The organism is Rhodococcus daqingensis (assembly GCF_042665615.1).
Taxonomy (GTDB): Bacteria; Actinomycetota; Actinomycetes; order Mycobacteriales; family Mycobacteriaceae; genus Rhodococcus_G; species Rhodococcus_G daqingensis.
The window spans coordinates 431,138-445,233 of record NZ_JBHTCS010000009.1 but is presented as its reverse complement, the minus strand read 5'-3'; the positions used below and the strand labels follow the sequence as shown (position 1 = coordinate 445,233).

13 protein-coding genes are annotated in these 14,096 nt (G+C 68.9%); all 13 read left to right on the top strand.

Annotated features, from left to right (window positions below; all coding sequences use genetic code 11):
- Nucleotides 1-3 precede the first annotated feature (3 nt).
- The 13 genes from ACFQS9_RS06605 (at nucleotide 4) to lpqB (ending at nucleotide 14,075) form a co-directional block, all read left to right on the top strand.
- Nucleotides 4-1,116 carry a tobH protein gene (locus tag ACFQS9_RS06605; RefSeq protein ID WP_378402705.1) on the top strand — a complete coding sequence of 371 codons (1,113 nt, stop codon included), beginning with the start codon at nucleotides 4-6 and terminating at the stop codon, nucleotides 1,114-1,116.
- Complete coding sequence (gene manA, locus ACFQS9_RS06600; RefSeq protein WP_378402703.1) at nucleotides 1,116-2,348, top strand: mannose-6-phosphate isomerase, class I; 1,233 nt, start codon at nucleotides 1,116-1,118, stop codon at nucleotides 2,346-2,348. Before ACFQS9_RS06605 ends, manA begins: the two co-directional genes overlap by 1 nt.
- A gap of 116 nt (nucleotides 2,349-2,464) precedes the next feature.
- The gene (locus ACFQS9_RS06595) at nucleotides 2,465-3,994 is read left to right on the top strand and encodes an amino acid permease (RefSeq protein ID WP_378402701.1); all 1,530 of its coding nucleotides are present in this window, start codon (nucleotides 2,465-2,467) and stop codon (nucleotides 3,992-3,994) included.
- 223 nt (nucleotides 3,995-4,217) lie between these two features.
- Nucleotides 4,218-5,432, top strand: a complete 1,215-nt coding sequence (locus ACFQS9_RS06590; RefSeq protein ID WP_378403199.1) for an alkane 1-monooxygenase — start codon at nucleotides 4,218-4,220, stop codon at nucleotides 5,430-5,432.
- Between the two features lie 2 nt (nucleotides 5,433-5,434).
- Nucleotides 5,435-5,599 carry a rubredoxin gene (locus ACFQS9_RS06585; RefSeq protein WP_378403197.1) on the top strand — a complete coding sequence of 55 codons (165 nt, stop codon included), beginning with the start codon at nucleotides 5,435-5,437 and terminating at the stop codon, nucleotides 5,597-5,599.
- A complete protein-coding gene (locus ACFQS9_RS06580; RefSeq protein WP_378402699.1) occupies nucleotides 5,599-5,772 on the top strand; it encodes a rubredoxin in 174 nt (57 codons plus the stop codon). The genes ACFQS9_RS06585 and ACFQS9_RS06580 overlap by 1 nt, the downstream gene beginning before the upstream one ends.
- The gene (locus tag ACFQS9_RS06575; RefSeq protein WP_378402697.1) at nucleotides 5,769-7,007 is read left to right on the top strand and encodes an NAD(P)/FAD-dependent oxidoreductase; all 1,239 of its coding nucleotides are present in this window, start codon (nucleotides 5,769-5,771) and stop codon (nucleotides 7,005-7,007) included. Before ACFQS9_RS06580 ends, ACFQS9_RS06575 begins: the two co-directional genes overlap by 4 nt.
- A gap of 32 nt (nucleotides 7,008-7,039) precedes the next feature.
- Nucleotides 7,040-7,651 carry a TetR/AcrR family transcriptional regulator gene (locus ACFQS9_RS06570; RefSeq protein ID WP_378402695.1) on the top strand — a complete coding sequence of 204 codons (612 nt, stop codon included), beginning with the start codon at nucleotides 7,040-7,042 and terminating at the stop codon, nucleotides 7,649-7,651.
- 67 nt (nucleotides 7,652-7,718) lie between these two features.
- Complete coding sequence (ahcY, locus tag ACFQS9_RS06565; RefSeq protein WP_378402692.1) at nucleotides 7,719-9,200, top strand: adenosylhomocysteinase; 1,482 nt, start codon at nucleotides 7,719-7,721, stop codon at nucleotides 9,198-9,200.
- Nucleotides 9,201-9,211: 11 nt separating this feature from the next.
- The gene (locus tag ACFQS9_RS06560) at nucleotides 9,212-9,853 is read left to right on the top strand and encodes a dTMP kinase (RefSeq protein ID WP_378402690.1); all 642 of its coding nucleotides are present in this window, start codon (nucleotides 9,212-9,214) and stop codon (nucleotides 9,851-9,853) included.
- Between the two features lie 66 nt (nucleotides 9,854-9,919).
- Nucleotides 9,920-10,597, top strand: coding sequence for an MtrAB system response regulator MtrA (gene mtrA, locus ACFQS9_RS06555; RefSeq protein ID WP_097210558.1), 678 nt, complete (start codon nucleotides 9,920-9,922; stop codon nucleotides 10,595-10,597).
- Nucleotides 10,594-12,327, top strand: a complete 1,734-nt coding sequence (gene mtrB / locus ACFQS9_RS06550) for an MtrAB system histidine kinase MtrB (protein ID WP_378402687.1) — start codon at nucleotides 10,594-10,596, stop codon at nucleotides 12,325-12,327. The genes mtrA and mtrB overlap by 4 nt, the downstream gene beginning before the upstream one ends.
- Nucleotides 12,324-14,075: an MtrAB system accessory lipoprotein LpqB gene (gene lpqB, locus ACFQS9_RS06545; RefSeq protein ID WP_378402685.1), complete on the top strand. Its 1,752-nt coding sequence runs from the start codon at nucleotides 12,324-12,326 to the stop codon at nucleotides 14,073-14,075. The genes mtrB and lpqB overlap by 4 nt, the downstream gene beginning before the upstream one ends.
- Nucleotides 14,076-14,096: the final 21 nt, after the last annotated feature.

Genomic DNA, 14,096 nt, shown 5'->3' with positions numbered 1-14,096 from the left:
GCCATGACGGCTCCGTCACACCTTCTCGACCTCGATGACTCCGCAAGCGTCACCGCAGCAGATTCCGAGGGGGCACTGCGGTCCGCGGCGCTCGGCGGTGCGCAGGTGCGGGCCACCGCGGAGGCGGTCAGCGAGGGTGCCCTGGATCGGATCAGGGACCTGCGCCCGCGCAGCATCGTCCTGGTGACCGGCGGCGGCCGGGCCGGCCGCGCCGCATCGGTGCTCACCAGTTCACTCGGCGCCAGGATCGGTGTGCCGATCCTGCACCTACCGGCTGTCCCGCCCTGGGTCGGCTCGCTGGATGTCGTCGTCGTCGCCGGTGAGGACGCGGGGGATCCGCGGCTGCTCACCGCGGTCGACTCGGGGTTGCGCCGGGGTGCCGAGGTGGTGATCGCGGCACCCGATGAGGGGCCGCTACGCGCGGCCGGGGCCGGACGGGCGATGTTGCTTCCGCCGCGGATCCGGGTCGCCGACCAGCACGGGTTCCTGCGATACCTGTCCGCGGGTCTGGCGGTGCTGACGGCGCTGGGGTCGACGCGAGCCGACGACCTGGTCCCGGATCTGCACGAGCTCGCCGATGCGGTCGACGCCGAAGCGTTGCGCGGTCACCCTGCCAACGAGGTGTTCCACAATCCCGCGAAGTCGCTGGCGGTCCGCATGCGTGGGCGCCGCGTGGTGCTGGCCGGGGACGGTCCGTCCACCACGGCGCTCGCGCGGCACGGCGCCGATGTGCTCATGCGCACCGCGGGGGCGGTGGCCGCGGCGGCCGACCTGAGCGATGTGGTGGTCTCGGCCACACGATTCGCGTCCGGCGAATCCGGCGGGCAGGCAGCTGGATACGATCCGATCTTCCATGACGAGGAACTAGACGGTCCGCCGCCGAGCAATCCGGTGCGGGTCTTCGTGCTGTCGAGCGCGGCCAACAGGCCGGCGGCCTCGCGCCGGATGTCGGTCCTGCCGGACGCCGAACTCGTGCTCGCGGTGGGGGACGAAGAACAGGTCGACAAGGGGGGTCAGGCGATGGCTGGGGAGCGCACCGAGATCGAGCAGCTGGCGGTGACGACCGTGCGGCTGGAGATGGCCGCGGCCTATCTGCAGTTGATCGGTGGTAGCTAGTGCACTTGCTTCAGGGTGCGCTGCGCACCTATGCCTGGGGCTCCCGCACGGCGATCGCTCAACTGTGTGGCAGGCCCGTGCCGTCGAACCATCCGGAGGCCGAGGTCTGGCTCGGTGCCCATCCGGCCGATCCCGCGCGATTGCTCGGCGCAGGGGGCCCTGTCTCCCTGCTGGAAGCGGTCGACGCGGACCCGGCGGGCCAGCTCGGTGACCGGGCGCGGGCCGAGTTCGGCGACCGGTTGCCGTTCCTGCTCAAGCTGCTCGCCGCGGAGGAACCGCTGTCGCTGCAGGCGCACCCGAGCGCCGTTCAGGCCAAGGAGGGCTTCGCGCGGGAGGAGGCCGCCGGGATACCGCTCGACTCTCCGGTGCGCAATTACCGCGACGACAGCCACAAGCCGGAACTGGTGGTGGCGCTGACCCGGTTCGAGGTGCTCGCCGGCTTCCGGGATCCGCATCGGACCATCGAGTTGCTTAGGGCGCTCGAGGTGCCCGCGCTCGATCACTACATCGCACTTCTTGCGGGACAGCCCGATTCGTCCGGGTTGCGGGCGCTGTTCACCACCTGGATCACCCTGCCGCCGCCCGCGCTGCACGCTCTGCTCCCGCAGATCCTCGAGGGCTGCGTGCGGTATCTGTCGGGCGCGACCGGTTCGCGTCCGTACACCGCGGAACTGCGGACGGTGCTGGGGCTGGGCGAGTCCTATCCGGGCGACGCGGGCGTGCTCGCGTCGTTGTTGCTGAACCGGATCACCCTCGCGCCGGGCGAGGGCCTCTACGTCGCGGCCGGGAACCTGCATGCGTATCTGCACGGGCTCGCCGTCGAGGTCATGGCGAACTCGGACAACGTGTTGCGCGGTGGGCTCACCCCGAAGCACGTCGACGTCCCCGAGCTGTTGCGGGTGCTCGACTTCGAGCCCCTGACCGGTCCGGCGCTGACGCCGTCCGCGGTTCCCGGTGCCGCCACGGTCGTCTACGAGACGCCCGCCCCCGAGTTCGCGCTGACCCGGGTGGACCTGGACCGGACGGGCGATCGGCATCCCGCCTCGGTGGAGTTCGAACTCGCCGGTCCGCGGATACTGTTGTGCACCTCCGGATCTGTCACGCTTCGGAGCGGCGGAAAGACCCTGGAGCTCGAGCAGGGCGGCGCGGCGTGGATCGCGGCCTCGGATCCCGAGGTCGTAGCCGTCGCGCAGACCGAGGCCGCACAGGTGTTCAGCGCCGCCGTCGGGTGACACCCCCGGACAGATCGGTGCCCGGACCACCCGCCGACGCGCCACCGCGGCGAAACCTCGTGTGAGGCGCGCCCCGCGCAATAGGCTTGATCCCATTCCTTCACGAGGAGGCAGCGATGGGTTCCGGGATATTTCGAACGAAGTCGGTCGAGCAGTCGATCGCGGACACAGACGAACCGGACAGCAAGCTACGCAAGGATCTGACGGCCTGGGACCTCACCGTCTTCGGTGTCGCGGTGGTCGTCGGTGCGGGCATCTTCACGCTCACCGCGCGCACCGCGGGCAATGTCGCCGGTCCGTCGGTCTCGCTCGCGTTCGTGCTCGCGGCCATCGCGTGCGGCCTGGCCGCGCTGTGCTACGCGGAGTTCGCCTCGACGGTCCCGGTCGCCGGCAGCGCGTACACCTTCTCCTACGCGACCTTCGGCGAGTTCGTCGCCTGGATCATCGGGTGGGACCTGATCCTGGAGTTCGCCCTGGCGGCCTCGGTGGTGGCCAAGGGATGGTCGCTGTACCTCGGGAACGTGATCGGCGCCGAGGGATCGACCGTCGTCGAGCTGGGCCCGGTCGACTTCGACTGGGGATCGGTGCTGCTGATCGCGGCGCTGACCGTGATCCTCGCGACCGGAACCAAGCTCTCGTCCCGGGTCTCCGCCGTCATCACCGCGATCAAGGTGGGCGTCGTCCTGCTGGTGATCGTGGTGGGAGCGTTCTACATCAGCAAGGACAACTACTCGCCGTACATCCCGCCGTCGCAGCCCGGGGAGACCGGCGAGGGCATCCACCAGTCGCTGTTCTCGTACCTCACCGGGGCGGGCGGCAGCACCTACGGCTGGTACGGACTCCTCGCCGCATCCAGTCTGGTCTTTTTCGCGTTCATCGGATTCGACGTCGTGGCCACCACGGCGGAGGAGACGAAGGACCCGCAGAAATCGCTGCCGAGGGGCATCCTCGGATCCCTGGCGATCGTGACCGTCCTGTACGTCGCGGTGACGCTGGTGCTCACGGGAATGGTCAAGTACACCGATCTCGCCGGTGAGAGCTCGACGCTCGCCACGGCATTCGAGATCCACGGCATCACCTGGGCGCAATGGGTGATCAACCTGGGTGCCCTCGCCGGTCTCACCACGGTCGTCCTGGTGATGCTGCTCGGTCAGACCCGGGTGCTGTTCGCGATGTCCCGGGACGGACTGATGCCCAAGAAGCTCGCGCACACGGGCCCGCACGGGACCCCGGTGCGGATCACCGTCATCGTCGGTGCGGTGTCCGCAGTGCTGGCCGGCTTCTTCCCGATGGGGACGCTCGAGGAGATGGTCAACATCGGCACCCTCTTCGCGTTCGTGCTCGTGTGCGTCGGGGTGATCGTCCTTCGTCGCACGCGGCCCGACCTGCCGCGCGGTTTCACGGTGCCCCTGGTGCCGCTGGTCCCGATCCTCGCGGTCCTCGCCTGCCTGTGGCTGATGCTCAACCTGTCGGTGGAGACCTGGATCCGCTTCGTCGTCTGGATGGCCATCGGCGTCGTCATCTACTTCCTCTACGGCTACCGGCACTCGATGGTGGGTCGCCGGGCCACGCCCCCGCCCGGGGTGGAGTCCGAGGCGCTCGGGCATCTCGGCGGACCCGCGGGGCCGGGCGGAGTCGGGCTCTGACCCTGGCCGATCAGGCCGAACCTTTGTGCTGCGAACACCCCGCCGGATCCCACCGGCGGGGTGTTCTGCGTTTACCGGTTGCAGTGTCCAGTTCGTGAGCTCGACGGAGGTGTGTACAAATCACTAGATTTGTATAGACGGCGGACAAGATATGGCATATCGTCCATAACTACGTGGTTCACCTCACAGTCGTGGGCCCGCCGCAGAGGAGGCAGTCGTGGCAATGCAGGTCGATCCGGGGGCGCAGGCGCCCGCCGAGCAGTGGCGAGACAAGAAGCGGTATCTCTGGCTGCTCGGGCTGATCCCGCCGACCGCGGTCTTTCTCGCGGCCGGACTGGTGTGGGGATTCAACGAGCTCGGCTGGTCCGTGGTCTCGCCGGTGTGGTGGTGGATCGGGCCGATCCTGGTGTACGGCCTGCTGCCGGTGCTCGACATCTTCTTCGGGCCGGACGGACAGAACCCGCCCGAGGAGGTGATGGAGCAGCTGGAGAACGACAAGTACTACCGCTACTGCACCTACGTCTACATCCCGTTCCAGCTCGCGAGCCTGGTGTTCGCCTGCTACCTGTGGACCGCCGACAACCTCGCGTGGCTCGGCATCGAGGGTGGGCTCGGGCTCGCCTCCAAGATCGGGCTCGCGCTCAGCATCGGCGTCATGGGCGGAATCGGGATCAACACCGCGCACGAACTCGGCCACAAGAAGGACGAGCTCGAGCGCTGGCTGTCGAAGATCACCCTGGCCCAGACCTTTTACGGGCACTTCTACATCGAGCACAACCGCGGTCATCACGTCCGGGTGTCCACCCCGGAGGACCCGGCCAGCGCTCGGTTCGGCGAGACCTTCTGGACCTTCCTGCCGCGCAGCGTCTGGGGCAGCCTGAAGTCCTCGTGGGAGCTGGAGAAGACCCGCATGGAGCGCCTCGGCAAGCGCACGTGGAGCATCCACAACGATGTGCTCAATGCGTGGTTGATGTCCGTGGTCCTGTTCGCGGCGCTGGTCGCCGGCTTCGGCTGGGAGGTGCTGCCCTTCCTCCTGATCCAGGCCGTCTACGGATTCTCGCTGCTGGAGACCGTGAACTACCTCGAGCACTACGGACTGCTCCGCCAGAAGACGGCGAGCGGACGGTACGAGCGCTGCGCCCCCGTGCACAGCTGGAACTCCGATCACATCTGCACCAACATCTTCCTGTACCACCTGCAGCGGCACAGTGACCATCACGCCAACCCGACGCGGCGCTACCAGACGCTCCGAAGCATGGACGGTGCGCCGAACCTGCCGAGCGGATACGCCAGCATGATCTCGCTTGCCTACTTCCCGCCGATCTGGCGCGCGGTGATGGACAAGCGCGTCCTCGATCACTACGACGGCGACATCACCCGGGTGAACGTCCAGCCGGCCAAGCGCGAGCGGATCCTCGCCCGGTACGGGGCGGCGTGACCATGGCTGCGTATCGGTGTCCCGTCTGTGACTACATCTACGACGAATTGAAAGGTGCCCCGCGAGAAGGGTTTCCGGCCGGAACCGCATGGGATTCGGTTCCCGATGACTGGTGCTGCCCGGACTGCGGTGTGCGGGAGAAGATCGATTTCGAGAGGAGCGCGTGATGAAGCTGTATCGCTGTGTCCAGTGTGGATTCGAGTACGACGAGGAGTTGGGCTGGCCCGAGGACGGGATCGCTCCCGGCACTCGCTGGGACGACATCCCCGAGGACTGGAGCTGCCCCGACTGCGGCGCGGCCAAGGCCGATTTCGAGATGGTCGAGGTTGCCCGCTCGTGAGCTCCATCGTGATCGTCGGTACCGGGATCGCAGGGATCACCGCTGCCGAAACGCTTCGGGCGGAGGGCTTCTCGGGAACGGTGACGGTGATCGGCGACGACCCTGCGCACCCGTACCGGAGGCCGGCCCTGTCGAAGGACCTGCTGCTCGGGGTCATGCCCGAGGAGAAGGCCCGGCTACGCGGGGCCGACTACTGGAGCGAGCGCGGGATCGAGTTCCGCACCTCGGTGGCGGTCATCTCGATCGAGGTGGCCGCACGGACGGTCCGGCTCGACACGGGTGAGGAGTTGCCGTACGACGCACTGCTCCTCGCCACCGGTGGCCGTGCTCGCAGCATCGAGCACTCGGGCGGCGACGCGGTGTACGCGCTGCGGTCCATGCACGATGTCGCGCCGTTGCGCGGCGCCATCGAACGAACGAACTCGATCCTGGTGATCGGTGCCGGCCTCATCGGTTCGGAGGTCGCCGCCACCGCGCGGACGCTCGGGGCCGAGGTGACGATGCTCGAGGCGGCGCCCGCCCCGCTGCACCGGGTACTCCCGCCGCAGATCGGCGCTCTGTACGAGCAGATCCACCGCGAGCAGGGCGTCGCGCTGCACACCTCGGTGCAGCTCACCGGGCTCGAGTCGGACGGCGCGGGCGGGGTCCGTGCCACCGCCGCGGACGGTAGGACGTGGTCCGCGGGCGCGGCCCTGCTCGCCGTCGGAATGGTGCCGAACACCCTTCTCGCCGAGCGGGCGGGCCTGGCCGTCTCCGACGGGATCGTGGTGGACGAGGGCCATGCCACCTCGGAGCCGGGGGTGTACGCGGCAGGTGACGTCGCCAACTGCCCGAATCTCGTCCTGGGGGGTCGTCATCGAACCGAGCACTGGAACTCCGCGCAGGCGCAGGGCGCCGCGGCCGCGCGGGCGATGCTCGCCGGCCTGGCCGGCGCCGAGGCCGAGCCGGCTCGCGAGGTGCCGTGGTGCTGGTCCTCGCAGTACGGGCTCAACCTCCAGGTCGCGGGATGGCCGCAGGCCGACGACGAGATCGTCCTGCGGGGCGACATCGCCGAGCGCGACTTCACCGTGCTCACCCGGCGCGGCGGCCGTCTGGTCGGGGCGGTGACGCTGGGACGGCCCAAGGACCTCCGCGCGGCGAGGGTGCTGATCGCCGGGTGCCCGACGATCGATCCGGCGCTGCTGGCGGACGAGGGCGAAGACCTGACCGCGCTGAGTCAGCGGGTTCCTGTTTGACGCCCCGCACGCTTGCTGCCACTCTCGCCACCATGGCCCCGACGAACCGAGTCCCGTTCCAACAGGCGACCCGCACGCTGCTGCGGGATTCGGTTCTCGGCGCGATGCGGGACCTGCTGTCGGCGAACGACTGGTCCGAGGTGACCATGACCGACGTCGCGGCCGGCGCCGGGGTGAGCAGGCAGACCGTCTACAACGAGTTCAAGTCCCGGCAGGGTCTCGCGCAGGCGTATGCGTTGCAGCTGGCGGACCGCTTCGTCGGCGCGATCGAGGATTCGATCTACGGCAACGCGGGGCGGCCGCACGAGGCGCTGGTCGAGGCGTTCACCACGTTCTTCCGTCAGAGCGCCTCCGATCCGCTGGTCCACTCGCTGCTCACCGGGGAAGCCAAGCCGGACCTGCTGCGGTTGATCACGACCGACAGTGCCCCGTTGCTCGAGCAGGCCTCGACCAAGCTCGCGGAAACGTTGGAGCGCAGTTGGGTTCAGGCCTCGCCGGAGGACGCCGGGATCCTGAGCAGGGGGATAGTCAGGCTGGCGATCAGCTACATCTCGATGCCGCCGGATTCGGATCGCGACGTGGCCGAGGACCTGGCCCGGATCTTCGTGCCCTTCATCGACGTGATCGTCGGCGCTCAGGCCTAGCTCGCGCGCCCACTCCCGGAGCCAACCCGATAGCCTTACCCGAGATATCGGCAACCAGGAGAGGCAGATGACGACCTCAGTGTCTGAGAACAAGCTCGAGGCGGATACCCGCAACGGAATCGACTACAAGGTGGCGGACCTGTCGCTCGCCGAGTTCGGCCGCAAGGAGATTCGTCTCGCCGAGCACGAGATGCCGGGCCTGATGGCCCTTCGTCGTGAGTACGCCGAGGTCCTGCCGCTCAAGGGTGCCCGCATCTCCGGGTCGCTGCACATGACGATCCAGACGGCCGTGCTGATCGAGACGCTGGCCGCGCTCGGCGCCGAGGTCCGTTGGGCCTCGTGCAACATCTTCTCCACCCAGGATCACGCCGCCGCGGCCATCGTCGTCGGCCCGCACGGCACCCCGGAGGAGCCCAAGGGCATCCCGGTGTTCGCCTGGAAGGGCGAGACGCTGGAGGAGTACTGGTGGGCGGCCGAGCAGATGCTCACCTGGCCGGGCGAGCCCGCGAACATGATCCTCGACGACGGCGGCGACGCCACCATGCTTGTCCTCAAGGGTGCGCAGTTCGAGAAGGCAGGCGTCGTGCCGCCCACCGACGAGGAGCACGACTCCGACGAGTACAAGGTGTTCCTGGCGCTGCTGCGCAAGTCCCTCGAGGCCGACAAGGGCAAGTGGACGACCATCGCGGAGTCCGTCAAGGGCGTCACCGAGGAGACCACCACCGGCGTGCTGCGGCTGTACCAGGTCGCCGCCGCGGGTGAGCTGACCTTCCCGGCGATCAACGTCAACGACTCGGTCACCAAGAGCAAGTTCGACAACAAGTACGGCACCCGGCACTCGCTGCTCGACGGCATCAACCGCGGCACCGACGTGCTGATCGGCGGCAAGGCGGCGCTGGTCTGCGGCTACGGCGACGTCGGCAAGGGCTGCGCGGAGGCGCTGCGCGGTCAGGGCGCGCGGGTCGCGGTCACCGAGATCGACCCCATCAACGCCCTGCAGGCGCTGATGGACGGCTTCGAGGTCAAGACCGTCGAGGAGGCGATCGGCTGGGCCGACATCGTCATCACCTCGACCGGCAACAAGGACATCATCACCTTCGAGCACATGAAGCAGATGAAGCACCAGGCGATCCTGGGCAACATCGGTCACTTCGACAACGAGATCGACATGGCGGGCCTGGAGCGGGCGGCCGACGTCACCCGCGTCAACATCAAGCCGCAGGTCGACGAGTTCACGTTCGCGGACGGCCACTCGATCATCGTGCTGTCCGAGGGACGCCTGCTGAACCTGGGCAACGCCACCGGCCATCCCTCGTTCGTGATGAGCAACAGCTTCTCCAACCAGGTCATCGCGCAGATCGAGCTGTGGACGAAGCCGGACGAGTACGACAACGAGGTGTACCGCCTGCCCAAGCACCTGGATGAGAAGGTGGCGCGCATCCACGTCGAGGCGCTCGGCGGTTCGCTGACCAAGCTCAGCAAGGACCAGGCGGAGTACATCGGCGTGGACGTCGAGGGCCCGTACAAGCCCGAGCACTACCGGTACTGAGCAACACCACAGTGGGAACACTGATCGCGCTGGAGGGTCTCGACGGCGCGGGCAAGCGGACGCTGGTCGACAAGCTCGTCTCCGAGCTCACGTCGGCCGGCGTCCGCGTCGCGGTCCACACCTTCCCCCGCTACGGCGCCTCCATTCACGCGGACCTCGCGGCCGAGGCGCTCAAGGGGGCCCACGGTGACCTGGCCGAGTCGGTGCACGGCATGGCCGTGCTGTTCGCGCTCGATCGCGGCGGCGCCGTGGCGGAACTGACGGACCTGCTCGAATCGCACGACCTCGTGCTGCTCGACCGCTATGTGGCCTCCAACGCGGCCTACGGGGCGGCCCGCCTGCGGCAGGAGCCGGACGGCGAGTTCGTCCGGTGGGTGGGCGAGCTGGAATTCGACCGTCTGGGACTGCCTCGCCCGGCGCTGCAGATGCTGCTCGACGTCCCGGTCGAGCTGGCGCGGGCGCGGGCACTGGCGAGGGAGGCATCGGATTCCACACGCGAGCTCGACGCCTACGAGCGGGACTCGGACCTGCAGGCCCGGACCGGCGCCGTGTACCGCGGGCTGGCGCAGCGGGAGTGGGTTTCGAGGTGGAAGGTGATCGACCCGAACGTCGATCCGGCGGCACTCGCCGCGGATCTGGCACAGTGGATATGAGCGACACACTGCGCCGGACCTCACACAACGACGGGTTCCGGCGTCCCGAGATGACACGATAGGGATATGAAGCCACGCATTCTGGTTGTCGATGACGACACGGCTCTGGCCGAGATGCTCACCATCGTGCTCCGTGGGGAGGGCTTCGAGCCCTTTGTCGTCGGGGACGGCACGCAGGCGCTGACCGCGGTCCGAGAGATCCGGCCGGACCTGGTGCTGCTGGATCTGATGCTGCCGGGGATGAACGGGATCGACGTGTGCCGGGTGCTGCGCGCCGATTCCGGGGTCCCGATCGTGATGCTCACCGCGAAGACGGACACCGTCGACGTGGTGCTCGGCCTCGAGTCGGGCGCCGACGACTACATCATGAAGCCGTTCAAGCCGAAGGAACTGGTGGCCCGGGTGCGGGCCCGACTGCGGCGCACCGAGGACGAGCCGGCCGAGTTGCTCAGCATCGCCGACATCGTCATCGACGTGCCCGCGCACAAGGTGACCCGGGAGGGGCAGCTCATCGCCCTCACCCCACTCGAGTTCGACCTGCTCGTCGCCCTGGCCCGCAAGCCGCGCCAGGTCTTCACCCGCGAGGTCCTGCTCGAGCAGGTGTGGGGCTACCGCCACGCCGCGGACACCCGCCTGGTCAACGTGCACGTTCAGCGGTTGCGCGCCAAGGTCGAAACCGATCCGGAGAATCCTGAAGTGGTGCTCACGGTCAGGGGGGTCGGCTACAAGGCCGGACCGCCGTGATCCGTTTCTCTCGTACGCGGCGGCGTATCAACGGAACGTTCACGCCGCTGCTCCGCCGCTTCAAGAACCTGAGTCATTCACTCGGGCACCTGTGGCGGCGCTCTCTGCAGCTACGGGTCGTCGTGTCGACCCTGACGCTGTCGCTGGTGGGCATCACCATTCTCGGCGTGGTGTTGACCAGCCAGATCACCGATCGTCTGCTCGAGGCGAAGATCACCGCCGCCACCGAGGAGATGGACCGGGCCAGGTCGACCGTGCAGGCCGAGCTCGCGGGCGCCGACGACGGCACCTCGCTCAGCACCCGACTCGACGGGGCCCGGGCGGCACTGACGAACCGGGACGCCGACGCGGGCGCTGCCTCGGGCGCGGCGGGCACCTTCGATTCCGTCCTGGTGGTGCCCGCGGACCCGCCGCGGCAACCCACCTCGAGCGGGCCGATCGAGCAGATCCCGGACAACCTCCGCGATTTCGTCAAGAAGGACCAGGTCAGCTACCAGTTCGCGACGGTCTCGGATCCGGACGGCTATGCCGGCCCGGCGCTGATCGTCGGCAGCCCGGCCTCGGCCGACGTCTCCAACCTCCAGCTGTACCTCGTGTTCCCGCTGGCGGCGGAGGAGAAGAGCCTGTCGTTGATGCGCGGCACCATGCTCATCGGCGGTGCCGTGCTGCTGGTGCTGCTTGCCGCGATCTCGATGCTGGTCGCGCGGCAGGTGGTGCTCCCGATCCGGTCGGCGTCGCGGATCGCGGAACGATTCGCCGACGGCAGGCTCAAGGAGCGGATGCCGGTCCGTGGCGAGGACGACATGGCCAGGCTCGCCGTCTCGTTCAACGACATGGCGGAGAGCCTGTCCAAGCAGATCACCCAGCTCGAGGAGTTCGGCAACCTGCAGAAGCGCTTCACCTCAGACGTCAGCCACGAGCTGCGAACCCCGCTGACCACCGTGCGGATGGCTGCCGAGCTGATCCACGACGGCAGCGCCGACCTGGATCCGGCGATGCGCCGTTCGTCCCAGCTGCTCGTCGCCGAGCTCGATCGGTTCGAGTCGCTGCTGAACGACCTGCTGGAGATCAGCCGCCACGACGCCGGTGTCGCCGAGCTGTCCAACGAGCAGTTGGACCTGCGGATGAGCGCGCGGGCCGCGGTCTCCACGATTCGTCACCTCGCCCGCGAATCCGGGACGGAGCTGATCCTCGATCTCCCGGACGAACCGGTGATCGCCTCCGTCGATCCACGCCGCGTCGAGCGCATCCTGCGGAACCTGCTGGCCAACGCGATCGACCACGGGGAGGGCAAACCGGTGCTGCTCCGGCTGCGCGCGGATGCCGACGCGGCCGCGTTCATCGTGCGAGATCAGGGGATCGGTCTCCGCCCCGGTGAGGAGAAGCTGGTGTTCAACAGGTTCTGGCGGTCGGATCCGTCACGGGTGCGTCGTTCCGGCGGTACCGGTCTGGGCCTGGCGATCAGCGTCGAGGACGCGCGACTGCACGACGGCAGGCTCGAGGCGTGGGGCGAGCCGGGGGAGGGTGCGTGCTTCCGGTTGACGCTGCCCCTGGTGCGCGGCCACAAGATCACCAGCAGCCCCCTGCCGCTCAAGCCCTCGACGCGCAAACACGCTCAGGGACAGCCGATTCCGGGGACCGCCCGGTCCGACGACGGACTCGAGGTGCGGAGCGAGTCGCTCGACCCCGACGAGGCGAGCAGCGTGCCGATGCTCAGGGAGCGGCCATGAAGGTGAGCATCGTCGCGGCGCTGGCGGCGGTCTTCGTGCTCGCCGGCTGCGCCAGCCTCCCCGACTCGTCGACCCCGCAGGCGATCGGCACCATCGCGCCCAGCCCGGTCACGGGCGAGGTGCCGGTGCCGACCCCGGGCCGCGAGCCGAACCTGTTGCTCCGAGACTTCTTCGGGGCGAGCACGGACCCGGTGAACCGGCACCATGCCGCGCGTCAGTTCCTCACCCCGGCCGCCGCCGACCGCTGGGACGACGGCGCGAGTATGACCATCGTCGACAAGGTGGATGTGCTCCAGGACGAACGCAACGGCGACCGGGCGAGCTTCACCATCCGCGCGAACAAGGTCGGCCAGCTCGAGCCCGGCGGGTCCTACCTGGCGACCGAGGGGAGCTTCGAGGCCAAGATCCAGCTGCGCAGGATCGACGGGCAGTGGCGGATCGACGAGCTCCCGCCCGGGGTGATCATGGACCGGCCCCAATTCCTCAAGTCCTATCAGCGCAATGCCCTGTACTTCCTCGATCCCGGCGAGGCCGCGGTCGTGCCCGACCTGCGCTGGATCTCGGCCCGGCAGGAGAATCTCCCGGAGCGGCTGGTCGACCTGCTCATCACCGGTCCCAAGCCGGTGCTGGCGAACGCGGTCGGAAATCAGCTCGGAAACCTGTCGGCCGCGCCCATCACCAAGGCCGACGGCCGGGCGGAGGGTGTCGGCACCGGGTTCGGCGGCGTGCGGATCGACTTCCAGGGAGCTGCGGGACTCGACCAGCGTCGCCGCGAGCTGCTGGCGGCGCAGGTCGTGTGGACCCTCGCCGCCGCCGAGATCTCCGGACCGTACGTCCTGCTCGCGGACGGCAAGCCGCTCGACGAGCGCTTCCCGCAGGGGTGGACCACCGCCGACGTGGCGTCGACCAACCCGACGGCCTCGGCGAGTGCAGGCGTCGGTCTGCACGCGCTGCGGGACGGGGCGCTGGTCACCGTGACCGACACCGGCGTGCTCCCGCGCCCCGGTTACTTCGGCTCGGCGACGAGCCTCGAGTCGATCGCGCTGTCCCGCGACGGCAAATGGGCCGCCGGGGTGTCGACCACGGGGCACGGGCCGGAGACGGTCCGCACGCTGATGGGGGGCCCGATCGACGGCGACGCAGTGCCGTTGCTCAAGGGTGGCGCCATCACCAGGCCCACGTGGTCGCCGGGTGACGGCTCGGTGTGGGCGGTGGTGGACGGCACCCAGGTGATCCGCGCGGATCGAGACCCGAACTCCGGTCAGATGTCGGTCCAACCCGTCGACTCCGCCGCGACCGCGGGCCTGGGTGGGGCCATCACCGAATTCCGGCTGTCCCGAGACGGGGTGCGGGCCGCGATGATCGTCGACGGCAGGGTGTACGTGGCGGTGGTCGAACGGAATCCGGACGGCCGATACCAGCTCATGCATCCGCGGCCTGCTGCGGTCGGCCTCGGTAGTCCGGCGCTGGCGCTGGACTGGAGCGGTGGCGACTCCGTGGTGGTGGTCCGGGCGGCATCGGAGATCCCGGTGGTCGTGGTGTCGCAGGACGGCTCCCGGATGGACGCGCTGCCGAGCCGGAACCTCACGCCGCCGGTCGACTCGGCCGATGCCTCCCCGACGACGGTGTTCGTGGGTGACGAACGCGGGGTGTTCCAGCTCAACAACAACGATCCGGCGGGAGACCGGTACTGGCGTGAGGTGCCGGGACTGACCGGGGTCAAGGCCACGCCGGTCCTGCCGGGCTGACTGTCGTGGTGCGGGTGCACA

Coding starts and splice junctions, on each gene's coding strand:
- lpqB (WP_378402685.1), top strand. CDS start 12,324: ATGAAGGTGAGCATCGTCGCGGCGCTGGCGGCGGTCTTCGTGCTCGCC.
- mtrA (WP_097210558.1), top strand. CDS start 9,920: ATGAAGCCACGCATTCTGGTTGTCGATGACGACACGGCTCTGGCCGAG.
- ACFQS9_RS06570 (WP_378402695.1), top strand. CDS start 7,040: ATGGCCCCGACGAACCGAGTCCCGTTCCAACAGGCGACCCGCACGCTG.
- ACFQS9_RS06580 (WP_378402699.1), top strand. CDS start 5,599: ATGAAGCTGTATCGCTGTGTCCAGTGTGGATTCGAGTACGACGAGGAG.
- ACFQS9_RS06590 (WP_378403199.1), top strand. CDS start 4,218: ATGCAGGTCGATCCGGGGGCGCAGGCGCCCGCCGAGCAGTGGCGAGAC.
- ACFQS9_RS06605 (WP_378402705.1), top strand. CDS start 4: ATGACGGCTCCGTCACACCTTCTCGACCTCGATGACTCCGCAAGCGTC.
- ACFQS9_RS06595 (WP_378402701.1), top strand. CDS start 2,465: ATGGGTTCCGGGATATTTCGAACGAAGTCGGTCGAGCAGTCGATCGCG.
- ahcY (WP_378402692.1), top strand. CDS start 7,719: ATGACGACCTCAGTGTCTGAGAACAAGCTCGAGGCGGATACCCGCAAC.
- ACFQS9_RS06585 (WP_378403197.1), top strand. CDS start 5,435: ATGGCTGCGTATCGGTGTCCCGTCTGTGACTACATCTACGACGAATTG.